The organism is Haloplanus sp. GCM10025708, from assembly GCF_042663985.1.
Taxonomy (GTDB): Archaea; Halobacteriota; Halobacteria; order Halobacteriales; family Haloferacaceae; genus Salinirarus; species Salinirarus marinus.
Window position 1 is genome coordinate 2,080,018 of the sequence record NZ_JBHSZA010000011.1, and the last position, 16,950, is coordinate 2,096,967.

14 protein-coding genes, 1 tRNA gene and 6 pseudogenes are annotated in these 16,950 nt (G+C 69.4%); 11 read left to right on the forward strand and 10 right to left on the reverse strand.

What is annotated here, in order from left to right; genetic code table 11:
- Window positions 1-79: 79 nt before the first annotated feature.
- A pseudogene (serS, locus tag ACFQJD_RS14790) lies at window positions 80-1,457 on the forward strand (serine--tRNA ligase); the annotation flags it as partial.
- Window positions 1,458-1,475: 18 nt separating this feature from the next.
- On the opposite strand, the gene ACFQJD_RS14795 reads toward serS, so the two are convergent.
- On the reverse strand, window positions 1,476-1,802 hold the full coding sequence (locus tag ACFQJD_RS14795; RefSeq protein ID WP_379800544.1) for a nuclear transport factor 2 family protein: 327 nt from the start codon (window positions 1,800-1,802) through the stop codon (window positions 1,476-1,478).
- Window positions 1,803-2,012: 210 nt separating this feature from the next.
- On the opposite strand from ACFQJD_RS14795, the gene ACFQJD_RS14800 reads away from it, so the two are divergent.
- Together ACFQJD_RS14800 and ACFQJD_RS14805 are read left to right on the forward strand one after the other, a co-directional pair.
- A complete protein-coding gene (locus ACFQJD_RS14800; RefSeq protein ID WP_379800546.1) occupies window positions 2,013-2,501 on the forward strand; it encodes a DUF367 family protein in 489 nt (162 codons plus the stop codon).
- Between the two features lie 53 nt (window positions 2,502-2,554).
- Window positions 2,555-3,556 (forward strand): NOG1 family protein, encoded by a 1,002-nt coding sequence (locus ACFQJD_RS14805; RefSeq protein WP_379799241.1) that lies wholly within the window; start codon window positions 2,555-2,557, stop codon window positions 3,554-3,556.
- A 10-nt stretch (window positions 3,557-3,566) separates the two neighbouring features.
- On the opposite strand, the gene ACFQJD_RS14810 is transcribed toward ACFQJD_RS14805, so the two are convergent.
- Both ACFQJD_RS14810 and ACFQJD_RS14815 read right to left on the reverse strand, forming a co-directional pair.
- Complete coding sequence (locus ACFQJD_RS14810) at window positions 3,567-4,286, reverse strand: SIMPL domain-containing protein (protein ID WP_379799243.1); 720 nt, start codon at window positions 4,284-4,286, stop codon at window positions 3,567-3,569.
- A 30-nt stretch (window positions 4,287-4,316) separates the two neighbouring features.
- Window positions 4,317-5,693, reverse strand: a pseudogene (locus tag ACFQJD_RS14815) (TIGR00341 family protein).
- Window positions 5,694-6,117: 424 nt separating this feature from the next.
- On the opposite strand from ACFQJD_RS14815, the pseudogene ACFQJD_RS14820 reads away from it, so the two are divergent.
- The 3 genes and pseudogenes from ACFQJD_RS14820 (at window position 6,118) to ACFQJD_RS14830 (ending at window position 8,922) form a co-directional block, all read left to right on the forward strand.
- Window positions 6,118-7,745 (forward strand): annotated as a pseudogene (locus tag ACFQJD_RS14820) (long-chain fatty acid--CoA ligase).
- A gap of 47 nt (window positions 7,746-7,792) precedes the next feature.
- Entirely contained in the window at window positions 7,793-7,939 is a 147-nt protein-coding gene (locus ACFQJD_RS14825; protein WP_379799245.1) for a hypothetical protein, read from the forward strand.
- The gene (locus tag ACFQJD_RS14830; protein WP_379799248.1) at window positions 7,939-8,922 is read left to right on the forward strand and encodes an NADPH:quinone reductase; all 984 of its coding nucleotides are present in this window, start codon (window positions 7,939-7,941) and stop codon (window positions 8,920-8,922) included. Before ACFQJD_RS14825 ends, ACFQJD_RS14830 begins: the two co-directional genes overlap by 1 nt.
- A gap of 11 nt (window positions 8,923-8,933) precedes the next feature.
- Here the strand turns inward: ACFQJD_RS14830 and ACFQJD_RS14835 are convergent, their stop codons facing one another.
- Window positions 8,934-10,184 (reverse strand): Zn-dependent hydrolase, encoded by a 1,251-nt coding sequence (locus ACFQJD_RS14835; RefSeq protein ID WP_379799250.1) that lies wholly within the window; start codon window positions 10,182-10,184, stop codon window positions 8,934-8,936.
- A gap of 190 nt (window positions 10,185-10,374) precedes the next feature.
- On the opposite strand from ACFQJD_RS14835, the gene ACFQJD_RS14840 reads away from it, so the two are divergent.
- The 4 genes and pseudogenes from ACFQJD_RS14840 to ACFQJD_RS14855 all read left to right on the forward strand — a co-directional run bounded on the left by ACFQJD_RS14840 (window position 10,375) and on the right by ACFQJD_RS14855 (window position 12,023).
- Window positions 10,375-10,602 carry a hypothetical protein gene (locus ACFQJD_RS14840; protein WP_379799251.1) on the forward strand — a complete coding sequence of 76 codons (228 nt, stop codon included), beginning with the start codon at window positions 10,375-10,377 and terminating at the stop codon, window positions 10,600-10,602.
- A 41-nt stretch (window positions 10,603-10,643) separates the two neighbouring features.
- The gene (locus ACFQJD_RS14845; protein WP_379799253.1) at window positions 10,644-11,039 is read left to right on the forward strand and encodes a PPOX class F420-dependent oxidoreductase; all 396 of its coding nucleotides are present in this window, start codon (window positions 10,644-10,646) and stop codon (window positions 11,037-11,039) included.
- 42 nt (window positions 11,040-11,081) lie between these two features.
- A complete protein-coding gene (locus ACFQJD_RS14850) occupies window positions 11,082-11,501 on the forward strand; it encodes a dCTP deaminase (protein ID WP_379799255.1) in 420 nt (139 codons plus the stop codon).
- Between the two features lie 79 nt (window positions 11,502-11,580).
- Window positions 11,581-12,023, forward strand: a pseudogene (locus ACFQJD_RS14855) (AAA family ATPase).
- Window positions 12,024-12,157: 134 nt separating this feature from the next.
- Here the strand turns inward: ACFQJD_RS14855 and ACFQJD_RS14860 are convergent.
- From ACFQJD_RS14860 to ACFQJD_RS14875, 4 genes and pseudogenes are all read right to left on the reverse strand, one after another.
- A pseudogene (locus tag ACFQJD_RS14860) lies at window positions 12,158-12,394 on the reverse strand (response regulator); the annotation flags it as partial.
- Window positions 12,395-12,638: 244 nt separating this feature from the next.
- A complete protein-coding gene (locus tag ACFQJD_RS14865) occupies window positions 12,639-12,776 on the reverse strand; it encodes a hypothetical protein (protein ID WP_379799256.1) in 138 nt (45 codons plus the stop codon).
- 107 nt (window positions 12,777-12,883) lie between these two features.
- Window positions 12,884-13,513 (reverse strand): DsbA family oxidoreductase, encoded by a 630-nt coding sequence (locus ACFQJD_RS14870; protein WP_379800548.1) that lies wholly within the window; start codon window positions 13,511-13,513, stop codon window positions 12,884-12,886.
- A gap of 783 nt (window positions 13,514-14,296) precedes the next feature.
- Window positions 14,297-14,485, reverse strand: a pseudogene (locus tag ACFQJD_RS14875) (DolP-mannose mannosyltransferase); the annotation flags it as partial.
- Window positions 14,486-15,025: 540 nt separating this feature from the next.
- Here ACFQJD_RS14875 and ACFQJD_RS14880 point away from each other — a divergent pair.
- Window positions 15,026-15,820 (forward strand): hypothetical protein, encoded by a 795-nt coding sequence (locus tag ACFQJD_RS14880; RefSeq protein WP_379799259.1) that lies wholly within the window; start codon window positions 15,026-15,028, stop codon window positions 15,818-15,820.
- Between the two features lie 243 nt (window positions 15,821-16,063).
- Here ACFQJD_RS14880 and ACFQJD_RS14885 read toward each other — a convergent pair.
- Both ACFQJD_RS14885 and ACFQJD_RS14890 read right to left on the reverse strand, forming a co-directional pair.
- A tRNA-Lys gene (locus ACFQJD_RS14885) sits at window positions 16,064-16,135 on the reverse strand.
- Window positions 16,136-16,171: 36 nt separating this feature from the next.
- Window positions 16,172-16,843, reverse strand: coding sequence for a DUF7119 family protein (locus ACFQJD_RS14890; protein ID WP_379799261.1), 672 nt, complete (start codon window positions 16,841-16,843; stop codon window positions 16,172-16,174).
- Window positions 16,844-16,950 lie beyond the last annotated feature (107 nt).

The window sequence follows — 16,950 nt, forward strand, 5'->3', positions numbered from 1 at the left end:
AAATTGGCCGACGGCCGACGGACGGCCGCGTCGCGCCATCCCGATACGGTTTTCCCGCCGCCGGATGAACGAGGCACAAATGCTCAGCAGGCAGTATCTCCGCGCGCATCCCGACGAGGTCCGGGAGTCGCTACGAGCCCGCGGGATGGCCGACGACGTCGACCTCGATCGCATCCTCGAACTCGACGAGGAGTGGCGCGCCCTCAAAAGCGAGGGCGACACGCTCCGTCACGAGCGCAACCAGGTGAGCAGTAAGATCGGCGACCTGAAAGCGGAAGGCAAAGAGGAGGCGGCCCAGGAGGCCATCGAGCGCTCGCAGAAGCTCAAATCCCAGCTCGCGGAGATCGAATCCCGCGCCGACGAACTCGAATCGGAACTGGAGTCGGCGCTGCTCGAACTCCCGAACGTCCCACACGAGAGCGTCCCCGTCGGCGACGACGAGAGCGACAACGTCGAACTGCGTCGCCACGGCTTCGAGGACCTTCGCGACCTGCCGGCGGAGGTGACCCCACACTACGACCTGGGCGAGGAACTCGACGTCATCGACGAGCAACGGGGGCGAAGACGACGGGGGCGGGCTTTTACTTCCTCAAGGGCGAGGGCGCGATGCTCGAACACGCCCTCATCCAGTTCATGCTCGACGTCCACCGCGAGCAGGGGTACGTCGACCTGTTCCCGCCGATTCCGGTCAAGAGTACGTCGATGGTCGGCACCGGCCAGTTGCCCAAGTTCGCCGACGACGCCTACCGCATCGGCGGCAGCGAAACCGAAGACTGGGACGACGACGACCTGTGGCTCTGTCCGACCGCCGAGGTTCCGGTGACGAACATGTACGCCGACGACATCCTCCTCAAGGAGGATCTCCCCTGAAACATCAGGCGTACACCCCCAACTTCCGGCGCGAGGCGGGCGAACACGGCACCGAAACCCGGGGTATCGTCCGCGTCCACCAGTTCAACAAGGTCGAACTCGTCAACTTCGTCGAGCCCGAGAACAGTTTCGACCGCCTCGACGCCCTCGTCGACGAGAGCGAGGAAGTCCTGCGGCGACTCGGCCTCCCGTATCGCATCCTGAACCTCTGTACCGGCGACCTGACGTTCGCCTCGGCGAAGACGTACGACGTCGAGGTGTGGGCTCCCGGCACCGACTCGCCCGAGGGGCCCGATCGTGGCGGCCGGTGGCTCGAGGTCTCCAGCGCCTCGAACTTCGAGGCGTTCCAGGCGCGGCGCGCCGGCCTGCGCTACCGGCCCGAACGCCACGAGTCCGCCGAATACCTTCACACGCTCAACGCCTCGGGCACCGCCGTCGGCCGCGTCATGGTCGCCATCCTCGAATACTACCAGAACGAGGACGGCACCGTCACCGTCCCCGAGGTCCTCCGCCCGTACATGAACAGGGAAGTCATCGAAGGCCACGAACCCGTCGGCGAGAGCGCCGTCGGCGCGGGCCGACGCGACTGCCGGCCCGCCGCGTCGCTATCGCGTGTAGGTCCACAGCGTCGCGACCCGCCCGCCCTCGAACCCGAACACGTCGACGAACGACACCAGCGTCTCGCCGTCGGCGTCCCGGAGTCGCCCGCGGACGGCCACCTCGGTGTTTCCCTCGTAGACGGCGTCGACGGCGTGGGTGGTGTCCGTCACGGGACGGTCGTCGCGCATGAACGCGACGAACCGCTCGCGCCCGTCGAGCGTCCGGTCCGGCCGGTGCTGGACGAAGTCGGGAGCGAGCAGGTCCGCGAGTCGGTCGTACGCGCCCGAATCCAGCGCCTCGTAATACGTCGCTACCGCGTCGCGTCGGTCCATACCGCCCCTTTCGGCGGCGGCCGAATGAAGGGTTCGACCCGCGTCCCGCGGGCCGGTCGCCGAGGGCTCTGCGAGCGCATTCGTCGGCGGCGGTCCCGCGACGCGAGAAGGAGTACGTCGAGGGCGGGCAGCCGTCACGAGCGCCCGGTCGAGCGCCCGTTCCTGTATCGGGGCAGACGGACTTTTATTCGCGAACCGCGTGCGACCACCGTGGACCTCCACGTTCGCTACGAGGGCGACGACGACCCCGCGAAGTGTACGGCCCGCAAACTTGCGCGCTTCGACCTCGTGGAACTCCATCGCTCGGACCGGGCGACGCCGTACGGCGTCGTCCTGAACCCCCACGCGGAGCGTGCGCTCTCGCCGGCGGACGCGGGGGAGACGCTCGTCGCCCTCGACTGCTCGTGGGAGTCGGCCGGTGAAGCGCGCTTCTCGCTCCCGGGCGACCACCGCGCGCTCCCGTATCTCGTCGCCGCCAACCCCGTCAACTTCGGCCGGCCGACGAAACTGACCACCGTGGAGGCGCTCGCGGCGGCGCTGGTCATCTTCGGGCACCGCGACCACGCCGAGCGCGTCCTCGCGAAGTTCACCTGGGGCGAGACGTTCCTCGAACTCAACGAGGAACCCCTGCGGCGGTACGCCGCCTGCGAGGATTCGGGCGAGGTGGTGGAGATTCAACAGGAGTATCTGGACCGGTAGCGGGCGGGAGAGAAACGGACGGCCTTTTATCCGCTGAGCGACTACACTCGACAATGATTTTCGAGGCCCTGCCGACCACGCCCCGGTCGGAGGAACTTATCGACAAGGCGTTTTCGCGGGCGGCCCGCGCGGGGCGAGCGAAGTCGGGGCTGGAGGCCCAGCAGTCGATGCTCCAGACGGCGGGCAACATCCTCTCTGACAACCTCCAGAACGTCGCCACCGAGTGGCCGGATTTCGAGACCGTCGACCCGTTCTACTACGAACTCGCTGACGCCGTCCTCAAGCGGTCGCTCTCGCCCCGCGAGGCCGACACGGGGGAACAGGTCGGCGTCGACGCCCTCCGGGCGAGTCTCTCGGAGGTGACGTGGGCGAGCCGGCAGATCGGGGAACTCCAGCGCGAGTACCAGCCGAAACTCCGGCGGACGGACCCCGAGACGGCGCGCAAACACCGCAAGCAGGCGTTCGCCCGGATGGCCGACGTCGTCGAGGAAATCGAGGACGACCTGCTCCGCGTCGGCGAGGCGCGAAACGCCCTGCGGGACCTGCCGGACATCCGCTCGGACGAACCGACCGTCGTCGTCGCCGGCTACCCGAACGTGGGGAAATCCTCGTTCGTCAACGCCGTCACCCGCGCGAGCAACGAAATCGCCGAATATCCGTTCACCACTCGTGGCATCCAGATCGGTCACTTCGACCGCGACCGCATCCGCTACCAGATCATCGACACGCCGGGGCTGCTCGACCGGCCGGCCGAAGACCGAAACGACATCGAGACACAGGCCGTCAGCGCGCTCACGCACCTCGCCGACGCCGTCGTCTTCGTCGTCGACGCCAGCGGCGACTGCGGCTATCCACTCGACGCCCAACTCGAACTCCGTGACGCGGTCGAGTCGCAGTTCGACGCGCCCGTCCTGACCGTCTGTAACAAGAGCGACCGCTCGACGGACGTCGAGGCCGACGCCTACATGAGCGTCGCCGAGGACGAGAACGTCGACGACGTACTGGAGATGGCCGTCGACGCCGTCGACTACGAGCCGGACCTGCCGTCGCGGTAGGTCGCTCGCGTCAGGCCGCGGTGTAGGTGACGCTGACGCTGGCGGAGACGGTCACCGGGCCGGGTTCGACGACGGTGCTCCCGCCCGCACCGCCGCCCGATGCGACGTCGCGGGATTCGAAGTAGGGGACGAACTGGGCGCTGGTCGAGGCGGTTTTCACGCCCGTCACCTCCACGTCGGCGGCGGACGCGATGGTGTCCGCGTCGGTTCGAGCGGCGTTCATCGCCTGCGTCAGCGCCTGCTGGCGGAGTTCGGCGCGGCGGTCGTCGGTCAGCGTGAAGCGGACGCCCTCGACCGCGGTCGCGCCGTTGCCGACGCTCACGTCGACGATTTCGCCGGCGCGGTCGGGCGTGACTTCGATGGCGAAGGCGTGGACGGCGCGGTAGCCGAGCAACTCACGATCCGCATCCGAGTGGTCGTACTCGGGCGAGATGTGGAAGGTGGCCGTCGTCACCGCGTCGTCGGGGACGCCCGCCTCGCCGAGCGCGGCCCGCATCCGCGAGACGTCGTCGGCGACCCGTGCGCGGGCGGCGTCGGCGGAGTCGGCCCGCGCCTCGACGGACACCTGTATCACGGCGAGGTTCGGTTCGGCGGCGGCGTCGCCGTTCGCGGAAACCGAGATGGTCGGGGTCTCGCTCCCGGCGTCCGCGGCCGCGTCCGTCTGGAGCGGACCGACGCAGCCGGCGAGAGCAACGAGGGCTATCAGGGAAACGATTGCTAGGCGTCGCATGCGCTACAGAGGGCGGCGACGACTATCAACTTATGCTACGCGCAACGGAGCCTTTGACATATCGCCCGATAACGGCCGTCGGTCCGGCGACTGTAGGCGTTTCGCGCTCGACCGTTCGTAGGCGACGTATCGCACCTCGACGGCGACGGAGCCGGGGAGCCGAGCCGCATCGATCGACTGACTGCGCGGTCGACTCGCTCGGCGAGTCGGTCGGCCAGCGCCGGCGTCTCCGTCCCCGGGGTGTACCCCAGCGTGATCACCACCTCCTCGGGGTAAGTTATCGGGAACCGGTCGCCGTAGGTGATCTCGACGCCGAGCAACCGGAGGTCGGGGTAGTCGTCGACTTCGTCGGCGACGGTCGATCGGACCCGGTCCTCGAACGTCGCCTTCTGGTAGGACGTGAAGGTGACCGCTCCGAGCAGCCCCGACAAAAGCAGGATGGCGACGCCGAGGACCGCGATCTGCTTGGCGGTCGCGAGGCGGGTAGATTCGGCGCGGAGCCACTGGCGCGGGCGGTAGCCGGCGTACCACAACACCCCGAGGGCGGCGAAGTTGATAGAGAGGACGTTCACGAGGACGAGAACCAGCGCCCCGACGACGGAGAGCGGCCGTCCCCACGCGAGGCCGATGCCGACGACGGCGGTCGGCGGGATGAGCGCCGCGGCGATCATGACGCCGACGATCGCCGTCGAGACGCCCGACGAGAGGAGATCGCGCCCGCGACGCCCGCTCCCAGCGCGATGACCAGCGAGAGGACGTCCGGGACGAGGCGCTCGCGAACCTCGTCGATGGCGAGCACTTCGGCGGCGTCCAGCGGGACGACGTGGGCCTGTCGCAACAGGAAGGCGAACGCGGCGGCGCTCGCGATGGCCAGGACGCCGCCGACGGCCTGCTGTTTGACCCCTTCAGGAACAGGGCCCGATCGTCGACGACGGTGCCGACGCTCGTCGACATCGCCGGACCGACCAGCGGAGCGATGACCATCGACCCGACGACCACCGCCGGCGAGTCGAGCAAGAGCCCGGCCGTGGCGACGACGGCGCTGATGGCCGTCATGACGACGAACGGCCACCAGTCCGGCGCGAGGTCCTGGGCGGTGGCGGCGAGTTCCTCGCGGGCGATCTGCTTGCTCCCGCGTTCGTACTCCGCTTCGAGCGCGTCGAACCGCTGCGAGACCACCGTCTCGGCGTCGACGACGACGGTGAAGGCGTCGCGTTCGAAGCCCGCCTCGTAGAGCCGTTCGAGTATCGGCTGGACCGCCTCCGTCGGGAGCGGGAACCAGACGACGGCCGTGTACTCCTGGCTGCCGACCTCGTCCGACACCGCGTAGTCGATGTTCTCGTCGTCGAGCGTGCGGAGGAGGGCCTCCCGCTTGCCGGTCGGGACCATGACCTGGACGAGTCGCACACCGGCGACACACACGGCGACGGCAAATAACCCGCGGCCGTCCGGCGGCGGCTCCCCGCCCGAGGGGTTCGGCTCGGCGTTCGCGGCGCTCGTCGCCCGCGACGCTTACGGCCGCGACCCGCGGAGGCGTCGAAAGACGGGGTTTCGTCGAGTCGCTCCGCGGCCTCGGCCGCGCCGGCGAAGTTCGGGACGGTCCGTCTGCCGGGAACGGGACCCGAGTCTTCCCCTCCCCGCTAACTCGGTCCAGATACGCTCCCGGAGCGCCTGTTTGTCCACGTCGGATCGGTCGGTGACCGCGGAAGCGGCGGGATTCGCTCGCTGCGGGGGCAAAGCATACGTGACCGTAGGTGAATTCTCCGCCGGACAATGGTACAGAGTCACACGGAGCCGACACCCACGGCGAGGCCGGGAGGGGCGGTGGCCGATGGCCGGGAGTGACCTGACTCTCCGGCCGTTTCTGTGGCGAGCGGCGAACCTCTTTCCCGAGAAGGAGGTGGTCTCCCGGACGCACCGCGGGCGGGAGCGCTACACGTACGGCGCGTTCGACGACCGGGTGAACGCGCTGGCGAACGCGCTCGACGCGCTCGGGGTCGGCCCGGGCGCCCGGGTCGGAACGCTCGGCTGGAACCACCACCGCCACTTCGAGGCGTACTACGCCGTCCCGCTGATGGGCGCGCAGCTACACACCGTCAACGTCCAGCTGTCGGACGACCACACGGAGTACATCGTCAACGACGCGGCGGACGACCTCCTCCTCGTCGACCCGGGCGGCCCGGTCGAGACGCTCGAGCGCGTCTGGGACGACCTGGAGTCGCCGCGCGCCGTCGTCGTGATGGACGAGGAGACGCCGGCGCTGACGTCGACGTGTCCGTCCACGCCTACGAGGACCTGCTGGCCGACCACGCGGGGGCCTACGGCTGGCCCGATCTCGACGAGAGCCAACCCGCGGCGATGTGTTACACCTCGGGGACGACGGGCCGGCCGAAGGGCGTCGAGTACACGCACAAGATGATGTACGCCCACGCGATGATGGTGATGACGCCGGCGGCGCTCGACGTCGCGGAGGGCGACGTGGTGATGCCCGTCGTGCCGATGTTCCACGTCAACTCGTGGGAGTTCCCCTTCGCGGCCACGATGATCGGGGCCAAACAGGTCTACCCCGGTCCGTCGCCGGACGCCGAGACGCTCGTCTCGCTCATCCGGGACGAGGGCGTCACCCTCACCGCGGGCGTGCCGACGGTGTGGATAAACGTCCTCGACTACCTGGACGAACACGACGAGTCGGTGCCGAGTTTAGAGCGCATCGTCGTCGGCGGGAGCGCCGCCCCCGAAGCCGTGATGCGCCGCTACGAGGACGAGTACGGCGTCGTCATCGACCACGCCTGGGGGATGACCGAGACGATGAGCATCGGCAGCGTCTCGCGGCCGAAGTCAACGATGGCCGGCCTCGACAGCGACGAGATCTACGCCAAGCGCGCCAAACAGGGGCTGCTCTCGCCCGGCCTCGAGATGAAAGTCGTCGACGCCGAAGCGGGCGAACGCGTCCCGTGGGACGGCGAGTCGGCGGGCGAACTCTACGTCCGCGGGGCGACGGTGACGCGGGCGTATTACGACCGCCCCGAAGCGAACGCCGAGGAGTTCGAGGATGGCTGGCTGAAGACGGGCGACATCGTCACCGTCGACGGCGACGGCTACATCGACGTCGTGGATCGGGCCAAGGACGTCATCAAGAGCGGCGGCGAGTGGATTTCGAGCATCGAACTGGAGAACGCGCTGATGGGCCACGACGCCGTCGCGGAGGCGGCCGTCGTCGCCGTCGATCACGCGAAGTGGCGCGAGCGGCCCGTCGCCTACGCCGTCCGCGCGGCCGGCGAAGACGTGACCGGGGCGAAACTCCGGGAGTTTCTCGCCGACGACTTCCCGACGTGGTGGCTCCCCGACAACGTCGTCTTCGTCGAGTCGGTGCCCAAGACGGCCACCGGCAAGTTCGACAAGAAGCGCCTGCGCGAGGAGACCGACGACCCCGACCTCGTCTGGACGCCCGGGAAGTGACCGCGTTCCGAACGTATTTGTGCCGCTGTCGTTTGGGTGCAGGTAGCATGGCAGAGCGCACCCCACTCGGAGCGAGCGAGCGACGCCGGACGCACCGCGATCCCGAACCGTCGCGGTGTGAGTTGGACACGACCCGCCGCGGCGTGGACGAGGCCGTCGAGGTGTTCTCGGAGTCGCGTCGCCGAGGAGCATAATGCGCGCGATTCGCTACCACGAGTTCGGCGACGAGAGCGTCCTCCGCCTGGACGACGTGCCCGACCCCGTGCCGGGCGTCGGCGAGGCGCTGGTGTCGATTCGGGCCACGAGCGTCAACCCCATCGACGCGAAACTCCGCGAGGGGATCCCGTCGCCGCCGCCGTCGCTCCCCCACGTCGCGGGCGTCGACCTCGCGGGCGTGGTCGAGAGCGTCGGCCCGGACGTCGACCGTCTCGACCCCGGCGACCGGGTGTACGGAACGGGCTTTGGCTGGGACGACCCCGGCACCTACGCGGAGAAGGCGGCCGTCCCCGCCGACCGACTCGCCGTCCTCCCCGACGCCGTCGACTTCGAGACGGGGGCCGCGGCCGCGATGGCGTTCGCGACGGCGTGGCGCGCCCTCGTCGACCGGGGCGACCTCTCGGTGGGCGACACCTGCCTGGTCCACGGAGCAGCCGGCGGCGTCGGCCACGCGGGCGTCCAGATAGCGGCGACCACCGGCGCGACGGTGGTCGGAACGGCCCGCGAATCCGACGCCGACGCCGTCCGCGAGTTCGGTGCCGACGCCGTCGTTGACTACCGCACCGACGACCTCGGGGCAGCCGTCCGCGACGCCGTCGGCGCGGTGGACGTCGTCCTCGAGAGCCACGCCGGCGCGAACCTCGACGGCGACCTCGCGGCCCTCGGGCGTGGCGGGCGGGCCGTCGTCATCGGACAGGGGCGGGACCTGACGCTCGACCCGGGGACGTCGCTCGGCGCGATGTTCGACGACGTCGACCTCCGGTTCATGTCCACGATGGCCTCGACCGACGACCACGCCCGCGTCCTCGGCCGGGTCGGTTCGCTGCTCGCCGACGGTCGCCTCGAGCCGGAAATCGCCGCGACGTACCCGCTCGCGGAGGCCGCGGAGGCGCAGCGCTACGCGGCGGAGTCGGGCGTCACCGGCAAAGTCGTCGTTCGAACAGCGTCGGAGAAGTCATAACGCGGCCGCGTTCAGTCGGTCAGCGAGACGAGCGCCTCCGCGAGGACGGCCGTCGCCCGGGCGCAGTCCTCCCAGTCGGTCCACTCCCGCGGACTGTGCGAGTAGCCACCTTCCGAGGGAGCGAAGACGAGGGCGGCGTCGGTGACGTCCGCGACGTACATGGTGTCGTGGAACGCGCCCGAGTGGAGATCCGTCGTCTCGATCCCGGTCCGGTCGCCCGCCTCGTGGAGCGCCGTCCGCAGTCGCTCGCTCAGTTCCGTCGGCGGTGCGTAGAACTCCCGGGTCAGCGACGTCTCCACGCCGCGGGCGACTTCGAGGCGGTCGAGTCGCTCCTCGATTCGCTCGACCAGCCCCGTGATCGTCGCCTCCTCGGTGTCGCGGACGTCGACGCCCAGCGACACCTCGCCGGGGACGACGTTGACCGCGCCCGGCGAGACGTCGAGGCTGCCGACGGTCCCGACCAGCGCCGACTCCTCGCCGCCCGCCCGCGCGGCGCGCTCGACTTCGAGAACGAGTTCGCTCGCCGCCGTCAGCGCGTCCCGCCGCTCGTCCATCGGCGTCGATCCGGCGTGGTTGGCGGTGCCCGAGATGTCGACGTCGCAGTGGGTGACGCCCGCGATGGTGGTGACGACGCCCACCGGGACGCCCGCGCGTTCGAGCGTCCGGGCCTGTTCGACGTGGAGTTCCAGCCACGCGTCCCACTCGCTGGCGTCGAGGTGGTCCTCGCCGTGGTAGCCGATGGCTTCGAGCGCCTCTCGCAGCGTCTCGCCGCCGGCGTCCGTGAGCGCGAGGGCCTCCTCGACGCTCCGATGGCCCGCCGCCACCGACGACCCGAGGAGGCCGTCGGCGAAGCGCGTCCCTTCCTCCTCGGTGAAACAGACGACGTCGACGGGGCGCGTCGGGGCGACGTCGGCCGCCCGCATCGCGCGGACGGCTTCGAGGCCGGCGTAGACGCCGAGGACGCCGTCGAAGATGCCGCCGTTCGGCACGGAGTCGACGTGGCTGCCGACCGCCACGGGGGCCGCCGCTGGGTCGGCGCTCTCGGGAACCCACCGGGCGGCGACGTTGCCGACGGCGTCGACGCGCACCGACAGGCCGGCGTCCTCCATCCGCGAGAGGAGGTAGTCTCGCGCCTCGCGATTCGCCTCGGTTCCGGTCAGGACCGTGCGCCCGCGTCCCTCCTCGGCGGGTTCGGCACCGAAGCCCGCCGTCGTTTCGATGTCGGTTCTGAGTCTGTCTTCGTCGACTGAGAGGTCGGTCATCGGTGGATGCCGGGGTTCCGGTTGCCGAACGTGCGTCGCCCGACGCCATCACTCTTGTCCCGTCGGCGCACCGCGCCGTCGCGAGCGGCGACGCCGACGAACCCGCCCAGCGAGTCGCATCTGCGTGGAGACTCAAGCGCTCGTTTGAGTCTGACGGGCGTTTTTACCCCGGGAGCGCGTTTCGACGTGTATGTCGTCTCGCACGTATCGCCTCCACGCGCTCGGACGCGGCGTCACCGCCGCCGTCAGAGCCGTCGCGTTCTGGAGCGCCGTCGCACTCCCGTTTTCGGTCGCCGTCCTTCTCGTCGCCGACGCGCCCCTCGACGTCGTCGGTGCTCTCCTCGCCTGTAACGCCGTCGCGCTGGTCCTCGGACATCGCCACCACCAGTCCGCCGGCTCTCGGACGTCGCGGGCCTGACGGGCGCACACTGAAGTAGTCTGGCTGACAATACCGGAGCGATGGCTTCGATTCCCGAGGAGTTCATGGACCTGTTCGAGAAATCGACGTTCGCCCACGTCGCCACGGTGATGCCCGACGGGACGCCCCACGTGACGCCGGTGTGGGTCGACTACGACGCCGACGAGAACTACGTGCTGGTGAACACCGAACGCGGACGGCGGAAGGAACGCAACGCCTCGCGGAATCCGCGGGTCGGCGTGAGCATGACCGACCCGGACGACCCGTACCGCGCGCTGTCGCTGCTGGGGGAAGTCGACGAGATTCGAACGGAGGGGGCCCGCGAACACATCGACGAACTGGCGCAGCGCTACATGGGCGAGAGCGAGTATCCCAACCCCATCGAGACGGAGCGCGTCCTGTTGTGCATCCGGCCCGAGCGGGTCATGGGGCGGTGAGTCGCCCCCGGACTTTGCGCCTCGCGGCCCTAGATTCGTTCGATGACTTCCGACTCCGACCTCGCCGCGGCCGTCGACGGCCTCGTCCACGAGGGGACGCAGGTCCACGACGGCCGCGTCGACCTCACCGTAGCAGAGGTGTACGTCGTCGAGCTGCCGGGACGGGTCGACTTCGGCGGCGACGAACTCGAACCGGCGGCGACGACGGCCCACGAGACGTCCGAGCGGAATCCGGACGACGACTACGAGTGGTGGTCGCTCGACGGCGGGCGGTATCTCGTCGAGTACAACGAGACGCTGACCGGGACTGCCGTCCTGCAGGCGCGGGCGGAACTGCTCGAACGCGGGGCCTCCCACCCGACCCGCGTCGTCGACGGCCTGCCGCGGATGCCCCTCGCCGTGAGCGACGGCGGCCTCCGACTGAAGGAAAACGCCCGCGTCTCGACGCTCGTCCCGCGGTAGACGCCGGCGTTTTGGCACGTCGCCGCCGACGACCGCGTATGACCGACCGGATCGGACGCGTCGCCGCCGCGGTCGCGTCGTGATCGTCGTCGTCTGCGGACCGCCCGGCGCGGGGAAGACGACGCTTGCGACGCGCCTCCACGAACGGCTCACTGCACGAGGGTTCGCGTTCCGCGTCGTCCACTCGGACGCGTTCTCCTCGCGGACGTACGAACGACTGTACGACCGGGTCGCCGGGACGGACGCCGGCTGGATCGTCGACGGAACGTTCTACAAACGCGAGTGGCAGACGCGGTTTCGCCGCCTCGACGGCGTGCGGTTCGTCCACGTGACGGCGTCGCTGTCGACCTGTCTGGCCCGGAACCGCACCCGGGAGAACGCCATCGACGAGCGGGGGTCCACGTCGTCTACCGCGAGTTCGACCCGCCGGAGGCCGACCTCACGCTGGATACGGACGACCTCTCGGTGGAAGACGCGCTCGACCGACTCGAACGGGCAGTGCTCGGCTGGACGAACGCGTGAGCGCCCGTCGGCACGTCGCCGCGTTCGCGCTGAAACCCGTGAGTTTCGCGCCGCGTCTCCGTCCGTCGTCACTCCTCGTCGCCGTCGCGGCCGAGGTCGCGAAACGCCGCCGCGAAGTCCGAATCCTCGAACTCCGCGAGCGTCGCGTCGATGTCGCGTTCCCGGACGCGTTCGAGGACGTCGTCCCCGGACAGCCCCGGCATCCGACGGTCGAGGAGGACCACGTCGACCTCGTCGTCGATTTTCGCCAGCGCTTGCTCGCCGTCGTAGGCGGTCCGGACGTCGAAGTCGTCGCTCAGCCAGTTCGAAAAGAGGTCGGCTAGCGCCCGTTCGTCCTCGACTATCAGGACCGTGGCAGTGTCGTCGGTCATGGCAGGTGGCCTCGTCCGTCCGCCGTCGACCCGCGAGAGCGACCGGCGTTGCCCGACTGCGCCGTTACGCGGCCCCGATCCTCGCGGCCGCTTCGACCTCGCTCTCTCGGCGGTCGTGTCGTCCGCAGTCTCGTCGTGTCGGTCATGTCCCGCGGCGGGCCGTCGTACGACGTACTCTCGCCCGCCAGTTATAATTTCTGACACCGGGATGAGTGAAAAAGCCCCCGTTCTCACCGACGAGGAGTCAGTCGGTGCCGTATTCGACGGTGGGAGCGTCGTCACGGACCGCTCCGGACACCGCGGCCGCCGCGAGGACGAACGGCAGTACCGGCAGGACGAACAGGAAACAGAGCGCCGCGACGAGGTGTCCGATCCGTACCATCACGATTTCGTCGATCGACATGCCGAACAGTTTTCGTCTGTCCACCATGGCTCACCGGGACGCACGGTCCGGAGCCGACGTCGGCGTTTCGGTTCCGGCAGACGGCGTCACACGCCTTCGACGAGGCTCGCCAGTTGCTCCGGCGGGACCGCGCCACGGGCGGCGTGGTCGCCGTAGACGAACGTCGGCACGCCGGTGATGCCGAACTCGCGGGCCTCCCGGAACCGGGCGAACACCCGGTCGCGCCGGTCGGCGTCGTCGACGGCCGCGCGGAGTTCGTCGCCGTCGAGGCCGACGTCCGACGCGAGGTCCGCGAGGACGTCGATGTCGCCGACGTCCCGTCCGTCGACCCAGAGCGCGTCGAAGACTGCCTCGTCGAACGCGCGCCACCGGTCGGGGTAGGTCTCGTCGACGTAGACGGAGGCGATCTGTGCGGGCAGGGAGTCGACGTCGGTCGCGATCTCCTGGACCATCTCGACGTCGTATTTCTCCTGCAGCCGGCGGACGTTCTGTCTGGCCTGCTCGTAGTAGTCGTCGTCTTTCCCGTCGTCGACCGAGTGGTCGATGTCGCCGTCGGGGCCGCGTTTCTCGCTCCGCAGGTCGAACGGATGCCAGTCGACGGTCAGCGGGTCGTCACGCGTCTCCAGATACTGCGCCAGCGCCTGCCGGCCGAGGTAGCAAAACGGGCAGACGTAGTCCGAGTAGACGGTCAGGCTGGGCTGTGAGGTAGCTGTCATCGCTCCCTGTAGCGGCGGCAGACGGAAAAGGGAGACGTTCGCGGAAGCGCCGACTCGCGCTACCTCGGCGGAGGGGCGTCGGAGCCGAACAGCCGCTGGCGGGTGACGGCCCAGTACAGATCCAGCTCCCCACACGGGGCCTCGGCCAGCACGTCCGCGTTCGGATAGTACTGCAGGAGGCTTCGCTGGGTTCCTGCGCCGAAGAACCGACACGACTCGATCGGTCGGTGGTTCCAGTAGACCGACTCGCGCTCCGCGTCGATCGCCGGGGAGTCCGTCGGACGGCTTCGTGTCGACCGGGTCCTGCCGGATGAACTCGCTCGGGGCGAACGCCGGCGTCACCAGGAGGACCAGCACGACCACCGCCGCGACCTGCGCTCGGCGCGACAGGTGACTCACCAGCACGCCGACGCCGACGGCGGTGAACACGAGCGGATAGACCGTGTCCCAGAGGCCGTCGAAGTCGACGAAGAGCACGCCGAGGACGAGGAGCCCGCCGACGGCCAGCGGCCGGGCCGTCGGCTCCTCCGAGTCGAGAAACGCGACGGCCAGACCGCTGAGGCCGGCGAGCGTGAGCCAGCCGCCGGTACTGCCGGGGAAGAACGCGAGGTAGGCCTTCGGGTCGAACGGCGCTTGCTCGGTCTCGAGGACGACCGGGCCGAGGACGACCTCGGCGAGAAAGCCGCCGGCATCGGCGTAGAGCACGAGCGTAGCGAGGATGGCCGCGAGCGCGAGCGCGCCACCCAGCACGTGTCGCCGGACGTTCGCCCACGATTTCGTGCGCGCGGCGTAGAGCGTCGTCACCGCGGGAAAGACGAGCGCGAGCTGCCAGAACCCGACCGAGAGCCCGGCCAGGACGCCGCTCTCGAAGTGGTCCCCGCGAACGGCCCGGTCCAGCGCCGCCAGCCCGAACGCGAAGACCATGATCTTGGCTTTGTACCCGAGCCACGGGAGGTAGAACAGGTCGGGCAAAGCGAAGAAGGCGATCCCCGCGGCCGCCCCGCCTCCGGCGACTCGGTCACCGTCCCCACGATGCGAGCGGTGAACGCGGCCGTCGCGGCGAGCGCGGCGGTCGTCGTCGCGATGCCGAGCAGGTGGTGGAGATACATGTTACTCCCCGTCAGGTGGGCGAAGGCGTACGTCGGAGCGAACGCGAGCGGGGGTTTGATCTCCCAGATGTCGGTGTAGAGCGTGTTCCCCTGCGCGAGAAACCAGCCGACGTATTCGAGGATGACGGAATCGTTGTGGGGGAGCGGCGGCCCGTACCCGTGCCGACCGAGAAACGGTCGCCCCATCGAGACGACGCCGAACGCGACGAGGACCCCGACGACGAGCCAGTAGCAGTCCTGCCACGCGCGAACCAGGCGACTGCGTGAGACGGTTCGGCGGAGGCGCAAACGGCGAGACGGGGCCATTCGTATCGGCACATGGAAGTCGGCGACAAGTGCTTTTTGCTCCCGTCGGCCGGCGTGAAACGTGACGCTAATGGGGACACTGGTCTCTCGTTCGTGTATGGATCGAACGACACTGAGTGCGGTCGCTGTCGTGGTCGTCGTCGTCGCCGGCTGTACCGTCCCCGCGTCGGACGGGCCGACACGATCCACGACGGAACCGACGCCGAGCGTAACGCCGACGCCGAGCGTAACGCCGACGCCGACCGAACCGCCCGCTTCCGGGTCGAGGACGCTCCCGGCGGGATGGTCGGAGACAGGCGTGGAAAACGCCAGCGTCGCGCTCGCCGCTCACTATCGGGCCGTACTCACCGGACCGTCGACGACGGTGACGTATCGGTCCAGAGCGGTCGAGTCGGAGCTCGATCGCCCCGTCAACACGACGCTCGACATGCAAATCGATCCCGGATCGAAACGGATGTACGCCTCGATCGTGGGCGAAAGCGACCACCGAGAGGCGTACTTCGCCGACGGAACGCTGTCCCAGTGGAGCGTGCGAAACGAGACGGTCGTCAGCCGGTCGGAGGCGCGGTTCGTTCAGGTCGGCCGGTCGATCGACCGGTGGGTGCTCAAGTCGCACCTCCTGCTCTACGAACTCCGACTGAACCGGACCGTCGAGCGAAACGGGACGACGGCGCTCGTCTACGACGTCACGGGCGTCTACAACAACACGCACTCGGCGACGTGGGGAGCGGGCGAGTCCGGGACCGGCCAGATCGTGGTCACCGAAGCGGGACGGATTCTCGGACTCGAGACGACGGTGACGTACACCAGAGGGACGGTCAGATACGACTACGCGCAGACGCGACTCGGAACGACCGACGTGGACACCCCGGCCTGGGCGCGGACGGCGTGATCGGGACGACCGCCGTCGTTCGGAGCAGAAGCGGGCCGGGAGGGAGTTGAACTCCCGGAACTTCGGTCGCTTCTCTCCCTCGTTCCGTCGTTCGATCCCACCACGAGTCGTTCGAAACCGCTCGCTGTCGCTCGCGGATTTCTCACGGGCCGGGAGGGAGTTGAACCACGGTCGGAGCAAGCTCCTCCCTGATTCAACACCCTCCAGCCGTCGCTCTGTGGCTCACTGCGTTCGCACAAAGAGCGGGCCGGGGGAGTTGAACCCCCGACCGTCTGGTTAAAAGCCAGACGCTCTGCCTGACTGAGCTACCGGCCCTACGCGAAACGCTTCGGGGACGGGCGGTATAAGCGTTTACTCTCGCAGATACGCGGCGAGCGCCTCGGCCACGAGGTCGTCGGGCGTCCGGTTCGACAGCGACGCTCGCCGCCGGAGTTCGATGTACTCGGTGGAGGGGAGCGTCAGCGTCATGCGGCCGAACGTCACGTCGTGGGCGGCGAGAGCGTCCTCGACGGACGTGTCGTCGTTGACCTCGCTCGCGAGGCGGCGAATCTCGCGGACGGTCAGGTCGTTTTCGAGAGCCGCCCACGCGAGGGCGTACCGGGCGTCGCCGGCGACGCGAGCGATGTGTTTCGCGGCCGTGGGCGCGATGTGGCCGCGGGCGACGTGTCGACGGATCGCCTGTGGCAGGTCGTGGACGCGCGCCCACTTGCGGATGAACCCGACCGAGACGTCGCCGCCGGCGCGTTCGGCCGCCTCCTTGTACGAGCCGACGCCGCGAACGAGTGCGGCACAGGCGGCGGCCCCGCGGAGCATGTAGACGTGGTCCTCCGACCCGTGGGTCTCCTCTGCGAACGACCGGACCGTCTCCGCCGCGAGGGTGACGCTCTCCGGGTCGTCGGGGTCGAAGCCGACAGCCTCTCGGGCGCGCTCGCCCGTCACCGCCGGATCCGCCCGCACGACGGGCGCACCGACCGGCGACTCGCGGTCTGCCGGCCGCTCCGGCGATTCAGGCTCGTCTGTCATCGGGAGGACCTGGTCGCGTCACCGGCAAAAAGCTCTCGTCCCGGGACGAGCCGAACCGGACGCTCGACGGAACCGACGCCGTCAAACGGCCGGGGCCGGTAGACGAC

Bases quoted from the DNA above. Each gene is read 5' to 3' on its own strand.
- ACFQJD_RS14850 (WP_379799255.1), top strand. From the start codon at position 11,082: ATGACTTCCGACTCCGACCTCGCCGCGGCCGTCGACGGCCTCGTCCAC.
- ACFQJD_RS14880 (WP_379799259.1), top strand. From the start codon at position 15,026: ATGGATCGAACGACACTGAGTGCGGTCGCTGTCGTGGTCGTCGTCGTC.
- ACFQJD_RS14825 (WP_379799245.1), top strand. From the start codon at position 7,793: ATGGCAGAGCGCACCCCACTCGGAGCGAGCGAGCGACGCCGGACGCAC.
- ACFQJD_RS14810 (WP_379799243.1), bottom strand. From the start codon at position 4,286: ATGCGACGCCTAGCAATCGTTTCCCTGATAGCCCTCGTTGCTCTCGCC.
- ACFQJD_RS14870 (WP_379800548.1), bottom strand. From the start codon at position 13,513: ATGACAGCTACCTCACAGCCCAGCCTGACCGTCTACTCGGACTACGTC.
- ACFQJD_RS14830 (WP_379799248.1), top strand. From the start codon at position 7,939: ATGCGCGCGATTCGCTACCACGAGTTCGGCGACGAGAGCGTCCTCCGC.
- ACFQJD_RS14865 (WP_379799256.1), bottom strand. From the start codon at position 12,776: ATGGTACGGATCGGACACCTCGTCGCGGCGCTCTGTTTCCTGTTCGTC.
- ACFQJD_RS14835 (WP_379799250.1), bottom strand. From the start codon at position 10,184: ATGACCGACCTCTCAGTCGACGAAGACAGACTCAGAACCGACATCGAA.
- ACFQJD_RS14795 (WP_379800544.1), bottom strand. From the start codon at position 1,802: ATGGACCGACGCGACGCGGTAGCGACGTATTACGAGGCGCTGGATTCG.
- ACFQJD_RS14845 (WP_379799253.1), top strand. From the start codon at position 10,644: ATGGCTTCGATTCCCGAGGAGTTCATGGACCTGTTCGAGAAATCGACG.
- ACFQJD_RS14890 (WP_379799261.1), bottom strand. From the start codon at position 16,843: ATGACAGACGAGCCTGAATCGCCGGAGCGGCCGGCAGACCGCGAGTCG.
- ACFQJD_RS14805 (WP_379799241.1), top strand. From the start codon at position 2,555: ATGATTTTCGAGGCCCTGCCGACCACGCCCCGGTCGGAGGAACTTATC.
- ACFQJD_RS14840 (WP_379799251.1), top strand. From the start codon at position 10,375: ATGTCGTCTCGCACGTATCGCCTCCACGCGCTCGGACGCGGCGTCACC.